The sequence below is a fragment of the Acidobacteriota bacterium genome, assembly GCA_028875575.1.
Taxonomy (GTDB): Bacteria; Acidobacteriota; Terriglobia; order Versatilivoradales; family Versatilivoraceae; genus Versatilivorator.
This window is the reverse complement of record JAPPDF010000005.1, coordinates 37,683-59,866: the sequence shown is the minus strand read 5'-3', so window position 1 is coordinate 59,866 and position 22,184 is coordinate 37,683. Positions and strand designations below refer to the sequence as shown.

22 protein-coding genes are annotated in these 22,184 nt (G+C 61.3%); 14 read left to right on the top strand and 8 right to left on the bottom strand.

Annotation, left to right across the window (positions count from 1 at the left end; all coding sequences use genetic code 11):
* Positions 1 to 243 precede the first annotated feature (243 nt).
* The 9 genes from tgt to OXI69_01260 all read left to right on the top strand — a co-directional run bounded on the left by tgt (position 244) and on the right by OXI69_01260 (position 8,440).
* Positions 244 to 1,371, top strand: a complete 1,128-nt coding sequence (gene tgt, locus OXI69_01300; GenBank protein ID MDE2664767.1) for a tRNA guanosine(34) transglycosylase Tgt — start codon at positions 244 to 246, stop codon at positions 1,369 to 1,371.
* Between the two features lie 174 nt (positions 1,372 to 1,545).
* Positions 1,546 to 1,848 (top strand): preprotein translocase subunit YajC, encoded by a 303-nt coding sequence (gene yajC / locus OXI69_01295; protein ID MDE2664766.1) that lies wholly within the window; start codon positions 1,546 to 1,548, stop codon positions 1,846 to 1,848.
* 43 nt (positions 1,849 to 1,891) lie between these two features.
* Positions 1,892 to 3,499 (top strand): protein translocase subunit SecD, encoded by a 1,608-nt coding sequence (gene secD / locus OXI69_01290; GenBank protein MDE2664765.1) that lies wholly within the window; start codon positions 1,892 to 1,894, stop codon positions 3,497 to 3,499.
* A gap of 215 nt (positions 3,500 to 3,714) precedes the next feature.
* A complete protein-coding gene (gene secF, locus OXI69_01285; GenBank protein ID MDE2664764.1) occupies positions 3,715 to 4,920 on the top strand; it encodes a protein translocase subunit SecF in 1,206 nt (401 codons plus the stop codon).
* A gap of 175 nt (positions 4,921 to 5,095) precedes the next feature.
* Complete coding sequence (locus tag OXI69_01280) at positions 5,096 to 5,860, top strand: energy transducer TonB (GenBank protein MDE2664763.1); 765 nt, start codon at positions 5,096 to 5,098, stop codon at positions 5,858 to 5,860.
* Between the two features lie 58 nt (positions 5,861 to 5,918).
* The gene (locus tag OXI69_01275; GenBank protein MDE2664762.1) at positions 5,919 to 6,623 is read left to right on the top strand and encodes a MotA/TolQ/ExbB proton channel family protein; all 705 of its coding nucleotides are present in this window, start codon (positions 5,919 to 5,921) and stop codon (positions 6,621 to 6,623) included.
* A gap of 4 nt (positions 6,624 to 6,627) precedes the next feature.
* Complete coding sequence (locus OXI69_01270) at positions 6,628 to 7,077, top strand: biopolymer transporter ExbD (protein ID MDE2664761.1); 450 nt, start codon at positions 6,628 to 6,630, stop codon at positions 7,075 to 7,077.
* A 13-nt stretch (positions 7,078 to 7,090) separates the two neighbouring features.
* Positions 7,091 to 7,519, top strand: a complete 429-nt coding sequence (locus tag OXI69_01265; protein ID MDE2664760.1) for a biopolymer transporter ExbD — start codon at positions 7,091 to 7,093, stop codon at positions 7,517 to 7,519.
* A gap of 63 nt (positions 7,520 to 7,582) precedes the next feature.
* A complete protein-coding gene (locus tag OXI69_01260; GenBank protein ID MDE2664759.1) occupies positions 7,583 to 8,440 on the top strand; it encodes a hypothetical protein in 858 nt (285 codons plus the stop codon).
* Between the two features lie 124 nt (positions 8,441 to 8,564).
* Here OXI69_01260 and OXI69_01255 read toward each other — a convergent pair whose 3' ends face one another.
* Positions 8,565 to 8,906 (bottom strand): ATP-dependent Clp protease adaptor ClpS, encoded by a 342-nt coding sequence (locus tag OXI69_01255; protein MDE2664758.1) that lies wholly within the window; start codon positions 8,904 to 8,906, stop codon positions 8,565 to 8,567.
* Between the two features lie 664 nt (positions 8,907 to 9,570).
* Here OXI69_01255 and OXI69_01250 point away from each other — a divergent pair.
* On the top strand, positions 9,571 to 10,002 hold the full coding sequence (locus OXI69_01250) for a BrxA/BrxB family bacilliredoxin (protein ID MDE2664757.1): 432 nt from the start codon (positions 9,571 to 9,573) through the stop codon (positions 10,000 to 10,002).
* A 134-nt stretch (positions 10,003 to 10,136) separates the two neighbouring features.
* On the top strand, positions 10,137 to 10,337 hold the full coding sequence (gene tatA, locus OXI69_01245) for a twin-arginine translocase TatA/TatE family subunit (GenBank protein MDE2664756.1): 201 nt from the start codon (positions 10,137 to 10,139) through the stop codon (positions 10,335 to 10,337).
* A gap of 130 nt (positions 10,338 to 10,467) precedes the next feature.
* Here tatA and OXI69_01240 read toward each other — a convergent pair whose 3' ends face one another.
* From OXI69_01240 to OXI69_01230, 3 genes are all read right to left on the bottom strand, one after another.
* Positions 10,468 to 11,130 carry an RpiB/LacA/LacB family sugar-phosphate isomerase gene (locus OXI69_01240; GenBank protein MDE2664755.1) on the bottom strand — a complete coding sequence of 221 codons (663 nt, stop codon included), beginning with the start codon at positions 11,128 to 11,130 and terminating at the stop codon, positions 10,468 to 10,470.
* Complete coding sequence (gene hpt, locus OXI69_01235; GenBank protein MDE2664754.1) at positions 11,096 to 11,638, bottom strand: hypoxanthine phosphoribosyltransferase; 543 nt, start codon at positions 11,636 to 11,638, stop codon at positions 11,096 to 11,098. The genes OXI69_01240 and hpt overlap by 35 nt, the downstream gene beginning before the upstream one ends.
* A gap of 105 nt (positions 11,639 to 11,743) precedes the next feature.
* Positions 11,744 to 12,982: a DUF1343 domain-containing protein gene (locus tag OXI69_01230; protein MDE2664753.1), complete on the bottom strand. Its 1,239-nt coding sequence runs from the start codon at positions 12,980 to 12,982 to the stop codon at positions 11,744 to 11,746.
* Positions 12,983 to 13,342: 360 nt separating this feature from the next.
* Between OXI69_01230 and OXI69_01225 the strand changes: the two genes are divergently transcribed.
* Complete coding sequence (locus OXI69_01225; protein ID MDE2664752.1) at positions 13,343 to 13,618, top strand: hypothetical protein; 276 nt, start codon at positions 13,343 to 13,345, stop codon at positions 13,616 to 13,618.
* Positions 13,619 to 14,569: 951 nt separating this feature from the next.
* Positions 14,570 to 18,442 carry a cobaltochelatase subunit CobN gene (locus OXI69_01220; protein ID MDE2664751.1) on the top strand — a complete coding sequence of 1,291 codons (3,873 nt, stop codon included), beginning with the start codon at positions 14,570 to 14,572 and terminating at the stop codon, positions 18,440 to 18,442.
* Between the two features lie 300 nt (positions 18,443 to 18,742).
* On the opposite strand, the gene OXI69_01215 is transcribed toward OXI69_01220, so the two are convergent.
* The 4 genes from OXI69_01215 to OXI69_01200 form a co-directional block, all read right to left on the bottom strand.
* Positions 18,743 to 19,075: a DUF2149 domain-containing protein gene (locus OXI69_01215; GenBank protein ID MDE2664750.1), complete on the bottom strand. Its 333-nt coding sequence runs from the start codon at positions 19,073 to 19,075 to the stop codon at positions 18,743 to 18,745.
* A 1-nt stretch (position 19,076) separates the two neighbouring features.
* Entirely contained in the window at positions 19,077 to 19,724 is a 648-nt protein-coding gene (locus OXI69_01210; GenBank protein MDE2664749.1) for a MotA/TolQ/ExbB proton channel family protein, read from the bottom strand.
* A gap of 1,510 nt (positions 19,725 to 21,234) precedes the next feature.
* A complete protein-coding gene (locus OXI69_01205) occupies positions 21,235 to 21,408 on the bottom strand; it encodes a hypothetical protein (protein ID MDE2664748.1) in 174 nt (57 codons plus the stop codon).
* A gap of 9 nt (positions 21,409 to 21,417) precedes the next feature.
* Positions 21,418 to 21,690, bottom strand: a complete 273-nt coding sequence (locus tag OXI69_01200) for a hypothetical protein (GenBank protein MDE2664747.1) — start codon at positions 21,688 to 21,690, stop codon at positions 21,418 to 21,420.
* Positions 21,691 to 21,797: 107 nt separating this feature from the next.
* Here OXI69_01200 and OXI69_01195 point away from each other — a divergent pair, with 107 nt between their 5' ends.
* The gene (locus tag OXI69_01195; protein ID MDE2664746.1) at positions 21,798 to 22,052 is read left to right on the top strand and encodes a hypothetical protein; all 255 of its coding nucleotides are present in this window, start codon (positions 21,798 to 21,800) and stop codon (positions 22,050 to 22,052) included.
* Positions 22,053 to 22,184: the final 132 nt, after the last annotated feature.

The window sequence follows — 22,184 nt, the reverse complement described above, 5'->3', positions numbered from 1 at the left end:
TTTCCACCTCTTGACAAATGGTGGGGAGTCCCCCTCCAGGGGGGAGTGATTGAGGTCAGCACAAGGCTTCCAGTAGAACTCTATCACTCCCCCCTGGAGGGGGAGTCGCAGAAGCCGAGCCGGATGGCGAAGGCTGATGCGGTGGGGGGGTAACGCCGAGCCGCCTAAATGCCGCCTCACCCAGGCGGATCGGGAACACTGGTTGTCCCCAAGTCCACAAACTACAATCCCTACAATCCAATCATGGAATTCAAGCTGCTGGCCCGGGATTCATCTACCCGGGCTCGACTGGGCAAGATCGTTACCGACCACGGTGAGATCCATACGCCGGTCTTCATGCCGGTGGGCACCGCCGGCACCGTCAAGGCCATTACCCAGGATCAGTTGGAAGAGCTGGGCGCCGAGGTGGTCCTGGGGAACACCTATCATCTCTACCTGCGGCCCGGCCACGAGCTGATTGGACGTCTGGGGGGCTTGCACCGCTTCATGTCCTGGAATCGGCCGCTCCTGACCGACAGCGGCGGGTTCCAGATCTTCAGCCAAAGCCGCCTGCGCACCATTGAAGAAGAGGGGGTTTCCTTTCGCTCCCATCTGGATGGTTCGGCTCATTTCGTCTCCCCGGAGAAGTCGGTGGAGATCCAGAGGGTTCTGGGAGCCGACATCATGATGGCATTCGACGAATGCCCCGCCTATCCGCTGGAGGCAAAAGCGGCCCGGGAATCGATGGAACGCACCCTGCGCTGGGCGCAGCGGTCCAAGCGGGCCGCGGGCCGGCCGCGGGAGGACTCTCATCCCCACGGCCAGTGGCTGTTCGGTATCGGCCAGGGAGGGACTCACCTGGGACTGCGGCGAGAGTGCATCCGGCGGCTGGTCGAGATGGACTTCCCGGGATTTGCCTTGGGCGGGCTGTCGGTGGGAGAGCCCCGGGGAGCCATGCTGGAAGCGGTGGAGCAGTCCTCGGAGGACCTGCCCGAAGGAAGGCCGCGTTATCTCATGGGAGTGGGCACGCCAAGGGACCTGGTGGAATGCGTGGCCCTGGGAGTGGACATGTTCGACTGCGTGCTGCCCACCCGCAATGGACGCAACGGCTGGCTGTTCACCCGGGGAGGCCACCTGGTGATCAAGCACGCCCGCTACGCGGCCGATGAGAGGCCCATCGACGAGGGCTGCGGATGCATGGTCTGCAAGCGCTACAGTCGAGCCTATCTCAGGCATCTGTATCAGTCCAACGAGGCGCTCTCGGCAGTGCTCAACACCTACCACAACCTCTACTTTTATCTTGACAGCATGAGGGAGATCAGGGATGCTATCGCGTCCTTCAGACTGCGGGAGTACATGCTGGAACGTGCCGACCGGAAAGGTGCCGGTTGACGGGTCGGCTCCCGGAACAAGCCCCGCGGTCCCCGGCAACGCGGTTCATGCTGGAGAACGCTTCCGAGCGGAGCCGTTCGGGGATCCTTCGACCGCAGGCTGCCCGGCGGATTTCACCACTGACGTCACCCTTCTCGAGTCGGCAAATCCCCTGAAACCTTTGGAGTCGCATCCATGTCAACTTTGGCCCTTCTGGCCGCCAATGGGCAAGGGAGCACCATTGGGGCGCTGCTGCCCATCGTCGCCATTTTCCTCATTTTCTACTTCATCGTTTTTCGCCCCCAGCGAAAGCGGCAGAAGGCCCTGCAGGAGATGTTGAAGAACCTGCGAAACGGCGACAAGGTCATTACTTCGGGTGGGATCTATGGTATTGTCGCCGGCATGAAGGAAGACCGGGTTCACCTCCGCGTCGCCGATCAGGTCAAGATTGAAATCTCCAGAAACGCCATTGTCGCCAAACAGACGGAAGATGAGTGAGCGTCCTTCGTTCGCTCGTTAATCTTTCGCGGGTCGGGAAATCATGCCCAGAAAGCTTCGGTGGAGATTCTTTGCCATATTGACCGTGGTCGTGCTGTGCGTGGTGGGCATTATCGGGTTGCCCGGCAGCGGGGAGGCCCTGCTGCAGAACCTGAGCGACCGAATCCGACTGGGTCTCGATCTCCGGGGCGGGATGCACCTGATTCTGCAGGTCAACACCGGGGACGCGCTCACCATAGAGACCGACCAGTCGGTGGAGCGGATCAAGCGGAGCTTTCGCGAGCAGGAGATCTCTTTCGGTGAGATCCGGCGCAGGGACGCCACCCATATCGATATTCTGGAGCTCGATCCGGATCGCCTGGTCGATGGGCGAGCCTTGATTGACGAGGGGTATCCGGCCTGGCTACGCAGCAATCTGGCCGGCTCGTCCGATTCCTTCCTGCTGAGCCTGCGGCCGGAGGTGGAGGGCCAGATCCGGCAAAGCGCCGTGCAGGAAGCGATCCAGAGAATTCGCAACCGGGTGGACGAGTTGGGGGTCACCGAGCCGGTCATCCAGAACCACGGCCCCGTTACCGAGTATCAGATCCTGGTTCAGCTTCCAGGGGTGGACGACTCGGTGCGGGTGCGCGAAATCATCAAGTCCACCGCCCTGCTCGAGCTGAAGATCGTGGAGCCGCAGGACATTTATCCCTCGCGGGCCGCGGCCCTGGAGCAGTACAACGGCGTCATCCCCGCAGGCAAGGAGCTGCTTCAGGGGGTTCCCCAGTTCCGAGACGGCTCCCAGGCCACCCAGTCCTGGTATGTCGCCAACAGATCGGCGGCCATCACCGGGAGAGACCTGCGCATGGCCCGCCCCCAGAACGACCAGTTCGGCCGCCCCGCGGTGGGCTTCAGTCTGACCAACGACGGCGCCCGGCGTTTCGAGAGAGTTACTTCCGAGAACATCGGGAAGCATCTGGCGATCGTGCTCGACGGCCGGGTGCAATCGGCGCCCGTCATCCAGGACAGAATCAGCGATTCGGGCGAGATCACCGGGAGTTTTACCAGCCAGGAGGCCAACGACCTGGCGCTGGTGCTGCGGTCGGGCGCACTGCCGGCCTCCATGGACTACATGGAGGAGCGCACCGTGGGCGCTTCCCTGGGGGTCGACTCCATTCGGCAGGGAATCATGGCCTCCCTGATCGGGTTGTTCGGGGTGGCCCTGTTCATGGTGACCTACTACCGCCTCTCCGGTTTTATCGCCATTAACGCGCTTCTCCTCAACCTGGTCATTCTGCTGGCGGCCATGGTCTACATCTCGGCCACCCTGACGCTCCCCGGAATCGCGGGAGTGGTGCTGTTGATAGGCATGGCCGTGGACTCCAATGTGCTGATCTTCGAGCGCATAAAGGAGGAGATGTGGGCCGGAAAGACCGTGGTCTCATCGGTCGGCACGGGCTTCAGCAAGGCCATCCTCACCATCGTGGACGCCAACGTGACCACGGTGGTCGCCGTCTTGTTCCTGTTCCTGTTCGGGACCGGTCCGGTGAAGGGCTTTGCCGTGGTCCTCTTCTGGGGCCTGCTGGCCAATCTGTTTACCGCGATCTTTGTCTCTCGATTCATCTTCGAGTTCATCCTGAGCCGCCGCCGGAGGGCGAGCCTCAGCATCTAGTGTTCTGTCCCAGAAATAGGGTTGTCATCTTTCGGAGCGCAACGGCGTCGGATTCCAGGAGCGAGGACGAGCCAATGCTCATTCATTGCGAGGAGGAGCGACGACGAAGACGGCACCGGTCCAATCTTTCGGGAACATTGAGGGGAAGCAGGGTGTCCAATGGAAAGACGGCAATAGCGTTCGAGTCCCCCGGACTCCGGGAGAAAACGTAACCCATGCAGTTGCTGAAAGACGTCAACGTTGACTGGATCGGTCGGAAACGGCTCTGGTTGAGCCTGTCCGTGCTGCTGATCGCGGCCAGCCTGACCACCCTCTATCTCAAGGGCGGCCCCCGCTACGGAATCGATTTTCGCGGCGGCACCCTCGTCTACGTCAAGTTCAAGGATTCCCCCGACCTGGGCAGGATTCGGTCGGCTCTCTCCGAACAGGGCTTGAGCGGCAGCACCATCCAGCGCTACGACGTCCCGGAAAGGAACGAGGTCATCATCGGCCTGGGTCAGCGAGAGGGCGAGGTGGGGCCCGACACCGATGCCGGGCGGGTGCTCATTCTCGAGGGGCTGCAAAGCACGTTTGGATCGTCTGCGGGGCAGGAGGGCAAGATCGACCTCAACAACGCGGCGCCCGATGAACTGGAAGGTCGCCTGAGCGGTGTTGCCGGGCTCACCTCTCTGCTCGAGTCCGACGAGAGCCCGGCATTCAAGACTCCCGGAGAACTGGCGCGGGCAGTGACCGACTACCGGGCCCGGAACGGGGGAATCATCAGTGCCTTTCAGGATCTGGAATCGGTGGAAGGAATGAGCCGCTCCTTGCTGGCCGCCGTGCGGGAGCAGGCCTATCTGGGCGATTTCGCGGTGTTCCAGACGGAGTTCGTCGGTCCCAAGGTGGGGCGCAGGCTGCAGCGCCAGGCCATCAACGCCACTCTCTATGCCTTGCTGGGAATGCTGGTTTATATCGCCTTCAGGTTCAAGGGCACCGTCTACGGGGCGGCGGCCGTTGTGGCGGTCTTCCACGACGTCATCATCACCCTGGGATTCTTTTCGGCTGCCGATCGCGAGCTTTCCATACCGGTGGTAGCGGCCCTGTTGACCCTGGTCGGTTATTCCATGAACGATACCATTGTGGTCTTTGATAGAATCAGGGAGAATCTGAGGCTGCGCCGGCGCGAGTCGATTTCCTCGATTGTCAATCGGAGCATCAATCAGACGCTGAGCCGCACGCTGTTGACTTCAGGCTCCACTTTTCTTACCGTGCTCTCGCTCTATTATTTCGGGGGCCAGGTGATCAACGGCTTCGCTTTCTGCCTGGTGGTCGGGGTTGCCGTGGGAACCTATTCCTCCATCGGAGTGGCCAGTCAGCTGCTGGTTATCTGGTATGATTTTCGGACCCGGAGAAAGGCGGTGGCCCGGCCTGCCAGGGCTTGAATTTCGTTGCAATGGACCAGCCTGTTTTTTTGTGTTAGAGTCTTGACTTCAATCCACCCAATTGCGGTATCGTTACGCGGAGGCATTATCCTCTTTCTTCGTCGTTGGAAGTCGATCTCAAGTCGGGAAAGGTTTTCCGGCATCGCCGGTTCGACTTGGGAAGGGAGGTTCAACCATGTTTGAACAGTTGACCGATGCGCAGGAATCCGGCACAACCAAGAAAAAGTCTGTTGTCCTCACCGTTTCGGTGGTTTTTCACGTGGTGCTGATTGTGTTCGCGATCATCCTGCCGATGCTTTTTCCTGAAACCCTGGGAGGGGTCGGTACACAGCTCACTTTTCTGGTGGCGCCCCCGCCACCCCCGCCCCCGCCGCCCCCGCCGCCTCCGCCCTCGGAAGCCGTCCGGCGAGTCGTCAGGACAACCCCGACGACCGACTTCACCGCTCCGGTGGAAATTCCCCAGGACATCCTCATGGTCGTGGATGAGGGACCCGCTCCCGAAGCCATGGTTGCGGGTGTGGTCGGCGGAGTTCCCGGAGGGGTTCCGGGCGGTGTCCTTGGAGGCGTGGTCGGTGGTGTAATCGGCGGCGCTCCAACTTCTCTGGCGCCCCCGCCCCCGCCCCCCCCGCCGCCTCCGCCCAAACCTCCCCAACGCATTCGGGTGGGTGGCAACGTGCAACGCGCCAACCTGATCCGTCAGGTGCGCCCGCGCTACCCGGCACTGGCCAAGCAGGCTCGCATCCAGGGCACGGTCATTCTGGAGGCGATCATCAGCAAGCAGGGTTCCGTGGAAAATTTGCGGGTTGTCAAGGGACACCCGCTGTTGATTCAGTCGGCGCTGAACGCTGTCAAGCAGTGGCGCTACAAGCCGACCGTGCTGAATGGCGTGCCGGTTGAAGTCATCACCCGCATTACGGTGAACTTCAACTTGAGAGGGTGACCTTTGCCCATCGGCAAGATCCAAATTCTGAGAGAACCGAGGAGGTAGCAATCCCATGATGTCCGTTCCTTTGAACTTGTTGGCGGTATCCCTGCTTCAGGGTGAAGTGGGCTTTTCCTTCATGGATATGTGGAACGCTTCCGGCCCGACGGCCAAGGCGACCCTGATCATTCTGGCCATCATGTCGGCCTGGTCGATCGGGGTCATGATTGACCGGTATCTGGCCTTCAACGCGGCCCGCAAGCAGTCTCGCGAGTTTGCTCCGCTGGTTGCCGGCTGTCTGCAGGAAGGCAAGATCGGCGAAGCCATCGACGTGTCCGAGCAGAACCAGAAGAGCCATCTGGCAAAAGTGGTGATCGCCGGATTGCAGGAGTATCAATCGTCGGGGAGCACGACTTCGACGGAAACCATTGAAGCTTCCAAGCGCGCCCTGGATCGAGCTACCGCCATCACCAACGCCGAGTTGAAGCGAGGTGTCCCCGGACTGGCCACCATCGGAAGCACGGCTCCCTTCGTGGGGTTGTTCGGCACGGTGGTGGGTATCATCAACGCCTTCCAGGGGATGTCCACGGCCAAGACCACGGGTCTTTCCGCGGTGGCCGGCGGAATTTCCGAAGCGCTCATCGCAACCGCGCTGGGGCTCTTTGTGGCGATTCCCGCCATCTGGATGTTCAATTACTTCAATGGCAAGATGGAAGCCTTCGGCGTCGAGATGGACAACTCTGCCTCTGAGTTGATCGATTACTTTCTGAAACGGAGATAATCTGATGGCAATGTCGGTCGATGTTGACAAGAAGGACAAAAACGCCCCGGTGTCCGACATCAATGTCACGCCCATGGTGGACATCATGCTGGTGCTGCTCATTATCTTCATGGTGATCACCCCCATGTTGCAGAAGGGAGTGAGCGTGGACATGGCCAAGGCCACCAATCCCCGGGAGATGCGGGAAGCCGACCAGGACGACGCCGTGGTGGTGGCGGTGTCCCGCGACGGCAAGATTTACCTGGGGTCGGACCAGTTGCTGGTGGAGCGACTGTCCGAACGCATCCAGGATCTTCTGGCCGCCAAAGTGGACAAGACCGTCTACGTAAAGAGCGACCGGCGGGCCAAGTATGGAGGAGTGGTCGACGTGGTGGATACCGTCCGGTCCGCCGGCGTGGATACGCTCGGATTGCTGACGGACAAGGTTGACAAGAAGAAAGTACCGGGTATCTAAGGGAGGTTTGGAAATGGCAATGTCAGTTGGGGCCGATGCGGGTCCTAAAGCCGACATCAACGTAACTCCGCTGATCGACGTGTTGCTGGTGCTGCTGATTATCTTTATGGTAATCACGCCCTTGATTCCCAGGGGGCTGGATGCTCAAATCCCCCAGCCGCCTCCTCCGGGGGACCCCCCTCCCCAGGATGTGTCCAACCGCACCATCGTGGTGTCCATTGACGCCGAGCGGCGATTGAAGATCAACCAGGAGAATGTGGATCTTCGGAATCTGGAGGAGCGGCTCACCGATATCTTCAAGACCCGAAATCAGAGGACGATGTTCGTGCAGGGTCACGAGTCGCTGTTCTTCAACTCGGTGGTGGAAGTCATCGACATCGCCCACAATGCGGGAGTGGACAAGATCGGATTGATCACCGAGAAGATCCAGTCCGGTCAGTGATCTCCCCTGGCTGTCATTCCCGAAAGCGATAAACAGGATATTTGCCGTCTGTGGAGGAAGCCGATGAAGTGTCGAAGGAGAGCGATGGCCGGGCTTGTCTTGCTGCCTCTGGCCTTTGGGATGGTTGGGTGTGGCGTCATTGACAAGCTGAAGGCCCGGGACCGCCTCAACAAGGGCGTTCGGGCTTTCCGGGAAGGCGAGTACGAAAGGGCGGTGGAGCGCTTCAAGCAGGCGATCGAGCTGGATCCGGAGTTCCTGAACGCTCAGATCTACCTGGCCACCTCCTACGCTTCCCTCTACATCCCCAACGGCCAGTCGGAGGAAAACATCAGGGTCGGTGAAGAAGCCATCGGCGCCTATATGGACGTGCTGGAGAAGGACCCGGAGAACCTCTACTCGGTCAAGGGAATTGCCGGCATTTACTTCAACATGGGAGAATTCCAGAAGGCCAAGGAGTACTACCTGAAGAACTGTGAGCTGGAGCCGGAAGGGGCCGATCCCTTTTACAGCGTCGGGAACGTCAACTGGACCATGGCCTACGACAAGTTGAATCCCCGCCCTGCTCAGGAGCGGTGGGAACTGTCGGAAGAGGGCCTGGAATATCTGGAGAAGTGCCTGGTCAACGATCCCGATTACTTCAATGCCCACTTCTACATCAACCTGCTCAATCGGGAAAAGGCCAGGGTCATCGTTGACGAGATCATCGAGCAGAAACCTTCCTCGGAGAACGAATTCATTCTGGCCGGGCAAGACGTCAATGCCCTGGAACCCCTGGTGAAGAGGCACGGGCCCGACCGCTACGAGGAGTACGTGTCCTATCAGAAGCTTGCCGACGATCACTACGACCAGGCCATGGAGATCAAGCGCAAGGTCGAGGAAGAATCGGCAGCCGCGGCCATCGGCATCGTCGCGGAGGAATAGGACGGTCCGGCGCGGCCGCCCAATCGAACCCGTCCCCGAGGCGCAAGCCTCCATCCGATAAAATCTGAAGCTCTTCTGTTCCGGCCGGCGGGCATCCTGTCCGCCGGCCGTTGTTTTTTGGGGGCTATGCCCCGGTTGCGGGCTCAACCAGGGCCGACATGGACCCGCGGCAGCGCGGGATAAGCGGGTCGGGACCCCAGGCCTGGATCTGGTCCCGGGAGTACTCCGCCTCCTGGCGCCCGCAGGTGATCAACACCGTCCGTCCGGTGAGGTCTACCTCCCGGGCGTGCTGGAGAGCTTGCCGCACCGAGAAATAGAAAATTCTCTGCAGCATCTCGATGACGTAGTTGTAGCTGTGATCGTCATCGTCCAGCAGAATCACCTGGTAGAGCCCGGCCCTTTCTGAGCCGGCCCGTTGTTCGGTTTCCGGTTCAGCGACAACCGCGGCCTTGGGATTTCGTTTCATGCGGAGGCGGGAATCCAGTGGAGTTTCCAAAAGAATAGCATACAAGGAGTTGTCCACGAACGGGATCCACGAAGATCCGTCACGGGGTTAGAAGAGTTGTCTACGAAGGGCCACTGAGGGGTTGGAAGTGCTCCCCAGGGATTGTGAATGGCCACAAAAGGCACAAAAAGAGCAGAACAATTGGAAACGACCAAGGCATGCCGGCTTTGTGTGATCAGATCCGGCAGACGGCCTTCGACCTGCTCTGTGTGCATCCGGTCAACGCGACGCCATGCTGATCAACTTCGGATCGTCAAGACTCGAAATCAGGAAAATCGTTTTGTGACTCTTGTGCTTTTTGTGGTTAGACAGCAGTTTTCATCATGTCCCACCCCATATTGAAAGAGGCAGAACATGACGTTTGCCGGCAAAATGACCTGTTCCGCTGCTAATTTTGCAAAAAGCTCCTCCCGTTAATCCGGTCCATCCATGTTCTTTTGGTTTTCTCAGTGGTCCTTCGTGTCTCTTCGTGGATAACTCTTTTGCAGCCCTTCATGCAGCCTCCGCGTTTTACTTTCCACGCCGGCCTTGCTAGAATCCCGGCGCCTGCAATTCTATTGCCGTCAGCCTGCACCGGTTGCAGAGTCGGGTTGGCTGGAGGGCGGCTCGAAGGGAGACTAGGACAGTGAGATATCCGGAAGAATTCATCGGACCCATGCGGGAAGAGCTCACCCGGCTGGGGGTGCATGAGACTCGGTCCCCCGAAGAGGTGGACGAGCTTCTCCGAAATGAAGACGGCACGGTCATGATGGTGATCAACTCGATGTGCGGCTGTGCCGCCGGCCGGGCACGTCCCGGAATCGCCCTGGCGCTGAAGCATGCGGTGGTGCCGGCCAAGGTCGCGACCGTATTCGCGGGAGGCGACTTGGAAGCTACGGCGCGGGTGAGGGAATATCTTCAGGAATACCCGCCTTCCTCTCCTTCGGTTGCCCTGTTCCGGCAAGGCCAGCCGGTATTCATGTTGCACCGCCATCAGATCGAATACCGCGATGCGTCCGAGATCGCCGACACCCTGACGACGGCCTTCGATCGTTACTGTCAGGGTTCCGGCGACTGAGTCGATCGGACGGGCCGGGGGCAGATCGGGCCTTTCCGGGGCGGACTATCCGTTTGCCATCCGTCCGCAAATCCACTAAGATCCTTTAATGACGGCGCCGGCCACGCCGGTTCTCAAGAGATGGGGAGGTCATTATGGTGCTGGGGATTGGAATTCCAACCATGGGTCTTGCGGAGTGGGTCATCATTCTGGTGATCGTCTTCCTTCTCTTTGGCGCCAAGCGCCTTCCCGAAATCGGTAAAGGCATCGGCGAGGGGATCAAGAATTTCCGCGGCGCCATGAAGAAAGACGAAGACAAGGACCTGCAGAAACCTACCGAGAAAGAAGCCTCCTGACCCCGGGCTTTCACCCCCATGGGTCACGCCCACGACTACCTGCCGCCGCACTCGCGGCTTACTGTAAACCCGGGTTGGCGCCCGGGATTTTTTGTTTCAAGTAGTCCTGTTCCGCGACGTTGGGCTGTCCCTATAGCGCGCAACTGCAGTCTCCGGGAACGGCCACGATCGTCTCCCGGAGATATTTCCTTTCCACTTCTTCCAGCAGCAAGATCTCCGGGCTGTGCCGAGCCCTGGTAGAGGCGGCGCTCAGCCAGGTGGTCACCACCATGGCGGCCAGGTCGACGTTCAGACCGGGATCCGCCAGCACCAGCAGGTTGGCCCCGTGCCGCTCCCGGCTGACCCTGGCGGTCTGTCGATCGCAGCAGTGGACCGCCCGTATGCCGGGGCACTTGTTGGCCAGGATGGTGGATCCGATTCCATCCTCATCCAGCCAGATGCCGCTGCACACCTGGCCGCTCTGAACCATTTGGGCCACCCCCAGGACGTTGCCAGGTTCGTCCTGAGAGTTGTTTGCAACGCACTCGCAGACCAGATATCCGTTCTCCTGGAGCAGGCTCCGGATTTTCTGTCCCAGTTCCCGCTGCGACGCGGCGGCCCCCAGCGCCAGCCGCTTGTCGAAAGCCTTGAGGCGCTGGATTTCTTCAGGAGTGTCGCACTCGATAATGGTATTGCCGCGCTGAGCGGCAAATTCCAGTGCAAGGGGAGTGAGACAGGTTCCCTTGACCACGTAACAGGGCGACCCCGGAGCGATGTTCCTAAGTTCCTTTTCGGTCAGGAAGGTCCGTTTCATGGGGCGTAATAGCCGATATGGAGGGGAGGTTCCGGTATCTCTGCCGATAGTCTAAACCATAACCCACCACGAATTTGTCGGGAATCTCGAACCCGACATAGTCCAGGCCGACGGATTCCACCCGACCGGAGGGTTTGTTCAGTAGGGAAACCACTTTAAGCGATTCGGGTTCCCGCCCCCGAATTTCCCTGCAGATGCGACTCAGCGTCAAGCCGGTGTCGCAGATATCTTCCACTACCAGGACGTGCAGCCCCCGGACACTGGCTTGCAGGTCCTGGACGATCTTGATCCGCCCGCTGGACCGTGCGGCCGCAGCGTAGCTGGAGACTTCCATGAAATCAATCGAGGTCTCCAACCGGAGCTGTCTCGCCAGGTCGGCCGTGAATACCCAGGCGCCCTTCAGGAGGCTCACCAGGTGGAGATGCGTGCCCCGGTAGTCTTCCGAGATGCGGCGGCCGAGCTCCTCCACCTTCTCCCGGATAGTCTTCTCGGCAATCAGGGGCACCAACTGCGACGGCTCTTGGCGCGGCCCGGTTGTCGACGGGACCACTGCCGGTTTCACTCGCTTTCCTTGCCTGTCTCGTTTTCCGCTGCCAGTCAACTTTCCCCCCGTTCAATACAGAAAAAAATCGCGCCGTTCCTTCTCGAAGGCGGCCAGTTCTTCCTCCCAACCTTCCAGCATTTCCTCCACCGGCCGGTCCCGATCGATGCCGCTGCGGACCTCCTCCGATCCCGCCAGGCGATCGAAATGGCGCTCCGCCCACTGGAAGTGGCCGGAATGGATCCTGCGAAAATGAGCGATGAGACTGAGGGCCGTTCGCAACGGCTGGAATCGTCGGGGGTGGAGGACGTGCAGTTGGATGCCCTCGCAGACCTGCCCCGAGAATTTGGAAGCGCTGGGCCGGAACCGTGTGTGCCTGAAGGCGACCCCGGGCAGGTCGAGCCGGTTCATGGCCTCAACTGCCCGCGGTCCGTCCACCCAGGGGGCTCCGGCGATTTCAAAGGGTGTGGTGGTGCCTCGGCCCTCCGACAGGTTGGTTCCCTCCACGAGGCACATGCCGGCGTAGACCAGGGCCGTCATGGCGCCGGGAATATTGGGCGACGGGGGTACCCAGACCAGGCCGGTATCGGCGAACCAGTGAGGGCGCTCCCAATGGTCCATTCTGACAACGGTCAGGGAACATTTCAGGCGCAGGCGGGACTTCATCCAACCGGCCAGCTCTCCCGGGGTCAGACCGTATCGAGCCGGTATGGGCGCGGGCCCCACCAGCGATTGCAGTCGAGCATCCAGCACTCGGCCCTCGATGCTCAAGCCACCGAGCGGATTGGGGCGGTCCAGCACAATCAGGGGAATCCGGAAGCGGTCGGCGGCCTGCAAGCAGTTCCTGAGGGTCGCCAGGTAGGTGTAATAGCGCGATCCCACGTCCTGCATGTCGTAGATCAGCAGGTCCAGGCCGCGGACCATCTCCTCTGTCGGTTGGGTAGTGGCGCCGTAGAGACTGTGCACCGGGATGCCCCACCGGCTGTTCGGACGGCTCTCGATTCTGGCTCCCGCCGTGGCCATCCCGGCGATGCCGTGCTCGGGAGCGAAGAGGGCCGCCAGCTCCACCTCAGGCTGGGCCTGCAGCAGATCGATATCGTGACGCAGTCGGCGGTCGACCCCGGTGTGGTTGGTGATCAGTCCGACTCGCCGGCCGCGGATCAGGGACTTTCGCCGGTTCAGCAGCACCTCGATCCCCGGAACCACCGTGCGTGCGGCGCCCCATCCGTCCGCGAGAAGGGGCGCGGCGGCAACAGGGGCCAGGCGGGCCAGGAAGCTTCTCCGGGATATCGACGGGATTGGAAATATCATCGTTTCGGGGAGAAATCAGTCGAAGGGCCGCGCCGAAGTCGACTCGAGGCGCCATTGTGACACGTTACCGCCGGGATCGGAAGCAGCAGCGGGATGCACGGCTGTCGCGTCGTGCGAAAAAGAAATCCACCGAGGGAAAAGAGTTATCCACAAAGGGCCACGAAGGACTACGAAGGACCACCAAGGGGTTGGAGAAGGCTCAAGAGGGTTCGGCCAAGGGTCGGCAGGAGCCAAAGGAATCCACCCATTTCACGACCGGCCAGCGTGGTACACTAACGGGGTGATCCGTCAGCACATGAACCCCTTGCCTTGCCTGATCTCCCTCTCGGCAGGTTCGTCAGAGTGGAAGGAGCATCAGCAATGATTATCAGCGCGGAGTTGATTGCCATCGGCATTTTCTGCGTGGCCTTGGTCAGCTTCGGATGGAAGGTCTCATCCGATATCCGACAGGAGTTCAGGCTGGAAATTCAACATGTTCGAGAGGACGTGGCCCATGTCCGTGGGGACGTGGCCCGTGTCCGAGGGGATGTGTCCGATCTCCGTGGAGACGTCGCCGATCTCCGGGAACGCATGGCCCGGCTGGAAGGGCTGTTTGAAGGATTCACCCGGGGCGAGTTGGCAGAGCAAAAAAAGTAACGGACTGCCTTTAACGCCTATTGTCCCGGCCGGTTCGCCCCATCGATCATGCCCTGGCAGATAGACCTGCCAAATCCCTGAAAATCAAGTCCTGTATTTCCTGTGCATCGATGTGATTCAAGAAACATCGATCGACTGGGTGCACAGGAAAACCAATTTGGGAAGCGGCTGCACGACCTGAAACCTGTCAAATTTAAACTGCTAATTATAATAGGCTTACTAAGGATAAACCAGTTGCGGTTCCCTCATTGAATCCCTCCTATTGAAAAGGAATCCACTGGACCTTCCAGGACGTTGGCGGACAGATCTTGTGATCGTTCGCCCCCAGCAATTCAATGCCCTTTGGGTCCAACGAACGTCAGAATTTCACTGACTGAGTGGACCAATAAATGGGGCCCCCTCACTCGACCCGCGACGGGAACACCGCTTACTGGAAGGTGAACCTATAATGTGATACGGTGTTCTTCAGCGACAAGTCCGCTTTCCGTTGCCAAGATGGCTTGTTCGGTAATTTCCATCATTTAACGGCGAGTGAACTTGTTTCTACCCAGCCTGGCATCTCACCAAAGACCCGTTGCCTCGAGAATCTTGCAAAGGGCTCGAAAGCCTCCAATATCATTGAGCAGTCATGTGCTGCGGATGTCCGTGCAATGCTGCCGCTTCCTTGACGGCCGCGAGTCGACGCGGAGTCCACATGCCTTCCAGGGTCCGCCCGGGGTTGGAGGCACGGGCAGTAGGCTAAGCCTGCCTGATTGCCGCCCTGGCTGCACACTATAACGTCCTGCATCGGGAGGCACAGGGGTAGGAGCTTTGGCCCGTTCTCCATCGACCTGCATCCGCTGTCTCATAGGCGGCATAGCTGTCTCGCTCCTTTGGTTGGCGGTCGGCGCGGCCTCCAGCCCAGCTCGCGCACAAACTGTTCGGATCTGTTATGTCACGCTCGATGCCACCGTGCCGGGCATACTGAGCGCCTGGCGGGCGGTGGTCAACGAGCGTCCAGATCTCCGCGACCGCGTCGCGGTGACGCTGCTGACTGAGTCGCTGCTCGACGAGGTCGATCCCGAGGATGTTCTGGCGAGCGATGTGCTGATCGTCAACACTCTGGATCACCTGGCGCTGGAACGGTTCGACGAGGAGCACGGCGTCGACCTCATTGGCCGTGTCGCCGCGAACGGCTTGGTTCTGCCCGTTGACGACGGGCTGCTGCCCCGCGAGCACTACGTCGCGCTTGGTGCGACATGGGACGAGCGCGCCCGCGAGTTCTGGCGCCACGCTGGCGTCGCAAACCAGGCGGGGCTGCTCAAGCACGTTCTTTCCGCGGCGGGTATTCCGGATCTCTCTGCGGCCGACCCGCGGCCGAGCCTTGAGGCTGGCTACTACCATCCCGGGGCGGAGAACGAAGACCGGGGAGTGTCGAGCGGCCGCGCCTTCGCCACCTGGGAGGCGTTCGACCGCTGGCGGCGGCGTGCGGGCAAACTCCGTCCCGGAGCACCGCGCGTCGCGATCGGTTTCTACGGGGCGAAACTCCACCATGGCGACACCGTTCTCATTGACTCGGTGATCGCCGAAATCGAGCGGCAGGGAGCCGAAGCAATTCCGGTCTTCGGTTATCCGGCAGGGGAGACTTTCAATTCCTTGCTGCGCGGAGCCGACGGCGTCGCGCGGGCCGACGTCGCGCTGACGTTTATGTTCCGCTTCGCCGACCCGAAGGCGAGCGAATCACTCGGCCAGTTGGGCATACCGGTGCTCAGTCTGATTTCGCTCTACGGGCGAAGCGAGGCCGAGTGGCGTGCCTCACCGCAGGGGCTGTCGTTGTTCGAAGGGACCTTTCAAGTATTCGTGCCGGAACTGTCCGGGCTGGTGGCGCCGACCGTGGTCGGCAGCCGGGAGCGCCGTACAGACCCGGGCACCGGGATGGCTGTCGTAGTCTCCCAGCCGCTGGCTGCCCGCGTGACGACGGCAGTCCAGCGGGCCATTGCCTATGCGTCGCTGGCGGCGACGCCCAACGCCAACAAGCGCGTCGCGCTGCTCTTTTACAACTACCCTCCGGGCAAAGCCACCATCGGAGCCAGCTACCTGAATGTCGCGGAGTCGATCTCGAACATCCTGCGGCGGATGCTCATGGCCGGCTACGATGTCGGAGGCTCCGGGGTCGATCTGTCGCCGGGAGCGGTGATGGCGGCGATCTCGGACCGCGCCCGCAATGTCGCAGGGTACGCGCCGGGCGAACTGGATGCGCTGATCGAGAAGGGTGGGGCGGCTCGGGTGCCGTTGAGCGATTACTTGCGTTGGTTTAGCGGTTACCCGCCGGCCTTCCGCGCCAAGGTTGCAGCCGACTGGGGCGACCCTGCGGACTCCGGTGTGATGGTGCGGGACGGTGCCTTCGTCATACCGGCGGTGCGCTACGGCAACATCGTCTTAATGCCGCAGCCCGCGCGGGGTTGGTCCGAGGACGCTGAGAAGCTGTACCACGCGACGGCTCTCGCGCCGCACCACCAGTACGTTGCCGCCTATTCTTGGCTGAAAGCGGATCAGCCCGCCGGGTTCGGCGCGGACGCGTTGATTCACCTCGGCACGCACGGGACGCTCGAGTGGCTTGAAGGCAAGGACCTGGGTCTCTCGGAGAACGACGCTCCGGATGCACTGATCGGCGACCTGCCCAACCTGTACGTGTACAACGTAGACGTCGTGGGCGAAGGGCTGGTAGCGCGTCGCCGCGGCATGGCGGCTCTGGTGGATCACATGGTGCCGCCGTTCAGAACCAGCGAGTTGCTGCCCGCGCTGGCCGCCCTCGGAGAGAGCGTCGATGACTATCACACCAACGTCCACAAGAGCGTGCAAATGACCGAGGCGTACGCCGATCAGATCCGGCGCCAGGCGACGGACCTGGGAATGGTCAAGGACCTCGGAATCGACCTCGGAAGCGGCCCGGAGATCCCGCACGAGTCGGTTCATGCCATCGAGGACTACCTGATCGAGCTGCGGGGGCAGAACATGCCGTACGGACTGCATGCCTTCGGTCGGGTCCCGGAGCCGGAGATGCGAGCGAGCACGGTCGAGGCGATTGTCTCCGTGGATCGGAGCCTCCTGCCGAACGACGCCACGGTCCGGGCGTCGGAGATGGAGCGGCGCATCGTCGAGTCCGGGCCTCGGGAACTCGATCACTTGGTGCGTGCTCTCGACGGCGGTTACATTCCCGTGGGCGGCGGCGGGGAGCCGATCCGCAACCCGGATTCCTATCCTACCGGCAAGAACTTCTACGGCATCGACCCTGAGAAGGTGCCGAAGCCGGCTGCCTGGAAGCTCGGCGTCGACTTGGCCGAGCAGATGCTGGCAGACCATGTCGCAGAGCACGGAGGCTATCCCGAGAAGGTGTCTTTCGTGATCTGGGCCGACGAAACTCTGCGGCACGAAGGAATTCTGGAATCGCAGATCTTTCACTTGCTCGGAACGCGCCCGGTCTGGGATGCCCGCGGGAAGGTGGTAGGAGTGGATGTCGTTCCGTCGAGCCAGCTCGGCCGGCCCCGCGTGGACGTCGTCATCGCCTCGACCGCGACGGGAATGTTCAGCAATGTGACCCGGCTGATGGACGAGGCGGTCCAGCGGGTCAAGGTTATGGAGGAGGCGGACAACTACGTGCGGCGCCACTACCTGGCGACGAAGGCGGCGCTGATCGGGCGCGGTTACGCGGACGAGGAAGCCGACCGGCGCGCCGGCGTCCGCATCTTCCAGGAGCCGCCCGGCACCTTCAATTTGAACACATCGCGCATCGCCGCTGCGAGCGGCACTTGGGACAGCGACCGGCCAATGGCGGACGAGTACTTGTCGAAGATGGGGCACGGCTACGGCAACGGGTTTTGGGGCGAACCGATGGAGGATGCGTTTCGCCTGGCGCTCTCCGGCACCGCCAAGGTGGTGCACAGTAGCTCCACGATGCTCTACGGCGCATTGGACAACGACGATTTCTTCATGTACATGGGCGGGCTCGCGGCCGCCGTCAGGAGCATTGACGGTGAGAGCCCGCAGATGGTCGTCGCCAACACCCGCGACCCCAGCCGACCCGAGATGACCGGGATCCACGAGTTCATCGGCTCGGAGTTCCGGACTCGCTACGTCAACCCCACTTGGATCGAAGGGATGCAGAGCGAGGGCTACGCCGGTGCCGGCGAGATGCGCGCGTTCGTCGAGTACCTGTGGGGCTGGGACGCCGCTGTGCCCGAGACAGTCGACGATGCGATGTGGAACGAGTCATTCGCCGTGTACGTCGAGGACAGGCACGGACTGGACCTGAAGACCTTCTTTGAGGAGCATTCGCCCCACGCGTACCAAGACATCACCGGCCGGATGGTTGAGACGATCCGCAAGGACTATTGGGCGGCCGATGACGCGACAGCCGAGCGCTTGCTCCATGAACATGTCGAGAGCGTCGCCAGGCACGGCGTCGGCTGTGCATCCCACACTTGCGGCAATCCGAGACTCTTGCGCTACGTGCTGGAGCGAGGCGCGGCGCTGAACATTCCCGGTCCCGCTCTTCAGGCGTACCGAGAGGCGATGCAGGAGGCGCTCGGTGTCGACATCGAGGAAGCAGCGGCTGCAGTAGAGGAGTTCGTCCGCCGCAACGAGGCGGGGACAGCCGCACCGGCGCTGACCGGCATCAGGGGCTATCGCATGCAGGAGACTGCAAGCGCGAGCGGTCCGGCCCCGAACCTGCCGGCAGCAAGTCCGGAGCCCGATGAATGGTCTCCGCTTTGGGTGGGCCTTCCGCTCCTGGGGCTGCTCGCCGCTTGGCGCAGGCAGCGGCGGCTTCACAGGGGGCGATCATGAGCCACCACAGGCAACCGGCCGGACCGAAAGCGGCCGTCCGCGGCCTTCAGTTCCGAGGGACGGACCGTCAGGTTGATGCTCCCTGTCCCTCGGGGGCGTCGCTTGAGTGCTGGCCTCGCGCTGCGGACGTCGGACGGGCCGGGTGACGGCGGGAGAGCACAGAACCTGGATCGAAGCCAATTCCATCACCCGGAGTCGAGCAATCGGTACTGCCGACCCACCCGAAGCTGGCACCGCTACGGTGCCGTCGGCTTCGCTTGATGGTTCCAGTACAGACGGTCGGTCCAAGCAGCGATCCGCTCAGTCCGGGACGTAGATGATCTGCCCGTCGGCCAGCCGATAGGCGGTGCCGAGGCGCTCGCCCTGCCCGCCGAGTGTCTCGCCTGTGAGCTCGTAGGCGGTAATCTCGGTGCCGCGCTTGACGATGATCTCTCGCAAGCCGTTTGCGTTGGTCTTGACCAGCGTCACCTGGCTTTCCGGATCGACGAGGTCGCCGATACGATACACGGAGAAGAGAGTCATCATCAGGCCGACGATGAAGACCACCGAGATGTCGAAGATGTTCGTAATTCCCGAGAGAGGGTCCTCGGCCTCCGCGTCGGCTGTTGAATTCAGGTGCAGGAAACGTGCCATCCTAATCCTCCGGCGCGGGGGTGCCGCGCGCATCGTGTGTCAGTTCCGCGGCGAGACGCTCGGCTAGGAATCGCTGCTCGCGCACGGTCTCGCTAACCCATCTTTGGCGCACGCTCTGAATGACGTAGGCTACCGTCCCCGTCGCGAGACCGACGATGGTGGTGGTGAAGGCGACGACCATTTGTCCCGCCATCGCCTCGAGGTTGCCGGCCGTCAGCGACGCCAAGGCCGCCCCCATCGGGATGAGGGTGCCCAGCAAGCCCAAGCTCGGACCAACCCTGACCAGCAAGCGCGACCGGTTCAGTGTGCGGCGCACTCGCTCCTCCCGTTCGAGAACGAGGTGCTCCAAGCCGCCGTCGCCAAGCCCCAGCCTCTTTCGCTCAGTCTCGACATCGCGCAGCATCCCGCGAAGCGGCGTCGGCAATGCCTCCAGCCGCGCGCCATCGATGCCAAGCAGCGGACCTGCATCGAGCCACGCGCTGAGATCGAAGCCGTCGCGCTCTCGCCGCCGCGCCAAGCAATCCATGACACACGCACCGGTCATGAAGAATACGGTGCCAACCGCAACCCAGAGCATGGCGATCACGGGTAGGCGGAGCACTTGGGCCAAGGCGAACAGGCCGTTCTCAAGAATTCCGAGAAAGTTCATGCACGCCTCCGCAACCTATGCAGGCCTCCGAGCACAACGACAGCCGCGACGCCCAATAGTAGACCCGAGTTCGGCCCCGGTCGAGCCAAGTCATTGGCCGCAAGGTTCATTACTCCCGCCGTGCGCCAACCCGCTGCCACGCTTGGCGCAGCCGCGACGGCCAAGCCCAGCGCTGCGAGCGCTGCCAGCGCGTCCTCGCGGATTTCCCGTCGAGCGAATCGAGGGTTGCGCTGGGACGCAAAGGCCGATGCCGCGACAAAGCCCGCCGCGAGCGGCCAGGCCAGCCACGTTGCCATCCCTTGGCCGACCAGCATCTGTGCGCACATTCCACCAGTCAGCCCGGACGCCAGCGGGCCTGCGAGCGCGGTCGTCGGGGAGCGCGAATCAATGAGCACCAGCACTGCCATGGCCGCGACAAGCGCGCCTGTCCATCCGGGAGATGGAACCGGCAATCCAAGCCCGCACAAGAAGCCCGCAGAGAGTGCGGCAACCCCGCGACGGCCCCGCGATGCGGTGGCGAAGACCACGGCGGCCAAGCCACACAGTTGTGCTACGGTGTGGATAAGCAAGTGAGAACCTCCACGTTTCGGCGCGTGCCTCCGCCGCCCCGGTCCATTCTAACGATTCACTGCTGCTGTGAGTTGGATTCCCGACGGCAGACGTGGCGGACGCTTGGATTCGCGCGATCCTGTCCCTACAGAAAACCGTATCACAGTAGGGGTTTACCTTTCAGCAAGCGCTGTGTCAAGCCTAGATAGATGTCTCCCCTTGAGCGGGAAAAGAGGATCGGGTTCGAGGCGGTAGGATGTGGGAATCGCGGCAGCGATTTCCAAGGACGGTGGGAATGGTGGACAACCCTTCAACATGTCCCTGACCCGGTGTGGTGGTTCTTTCTCTTGTCTGTGTTGCTTCTTCCGTTGCTCTGGAGAACGAGGGGAAGTGCGGAACATCGACGGCAGTTTGTTCGGAAGTTCCTTCGGTTTGATGTCTGGATTCTGCGTGTGGGATTACTTGTTCTCCTGGTTGTCGTGGTGGTACTTCGGTTGGTCTGATGGCCTCTCAGTCGGTCCGGGTTATGGTTGATTCACAGGCATTTGAAAGTTACCGGACCCGGCATCATGGCGTGGCTGTACCAGTGGGCGGCCGGTTCGAACGGGCCTCTCGCTTTACCGGCAACTGGTCTACCCCTTCGAGAAGGCCATCGTCTCGGGCCAACTAATGCCCTCAGATCGATTCCCCTCTATCTGCAAGTTGAACCAGGAGCTGCAAATCAATCCTAATACGGCCCAATAAGCAACAAACCCTCGCACAATCGTCGAAACAAATCGCCTCGGATTCGAATCTGCAGATGGATTACTCGTCAGCATGTGGAATGCATCCATAGGATCCGCGTGCGGCGTTATCCACGCAAAGCGCGCGGGTAAACCGGTCGTCGCCACGGTACCTATACACCTGAACAACAAGACGCGGATCTTCAACAGGAACGAGGGTCGCATTTGAAAACGCAACACTACGCCCGGCTCAACCATCGGGCCAGTGCCTTGTCCAGATCCGGGAGTTCTTCGATCGAGGTAAACCAACTAACTTCCGAACCCATTTCCGGAAGACCGGTGAACACCATCAGGTTGAGGGAATAGCCCGCGCTGTCGGTGCAGCGCCGGAAATCCTCCCGGAAGAGGAACACCGGGTTAGTCTATCGACACCGCCTTGACCCCCAGAGGCGGAAATCGTCGATCATTTCGCGGCCGTTGGAGGCCGGGTTTTCCTGTTCCTGTTGGACGACCTTCTCCATGACGGCATCGAAGCCGCCATGGCGTTCGACGGTGTCCTGCACCCGGAATCCGCGAGCCTTGCCGGGCAGGCTGCGATTTCCAGGCCCCTGGCATACCAGAACACCCCGGAACGCCTCCTGCACCGATTTCCCTCTCAGGGACCGCAGGTCCCGCCGCGGGCTCTGTTCTTTCAAGCCTGTCTTGCGTGGTACACTAACCGAGTGATCCGTCAGCAAATGAACCCCTTGCCTGGTCTGTTCTCCCTCTCGGCGGGCTCGTCGAAGTGGAAGGAGCATCAGCAATGATTCTCAGCGCGGAGTTGATTGCCATCGGCATTCTCGGCGTGGCATTGGTCAGCCTCGGATGGAAGGTCTCATCCGATATCCGACAGGAGTTCAGACTGGAAATTCAACATGTCCGAGAGGACGTCGCCAATGTCCGAGGAGATGTGGCCGATGTCCGTGGAGACGTCGCCGATCTCCGGGAACGCATGGCCCGGCTGGAAGGGCTGTTTGAAGGATTCACCCGGGGCGAGTTGGTAGAGCAGCAGAAGTAACGGGCTGGACCGAATGTGCGCCGCCCCAGCCGGTTCGCCTCTTCGATCACGTCTTGGCCGATAGACCTGCCAAATTCCTGAAATAAACCGCTTCAAGGCAGGATGGCATTGATGCCGCCCAAGATGGAATCA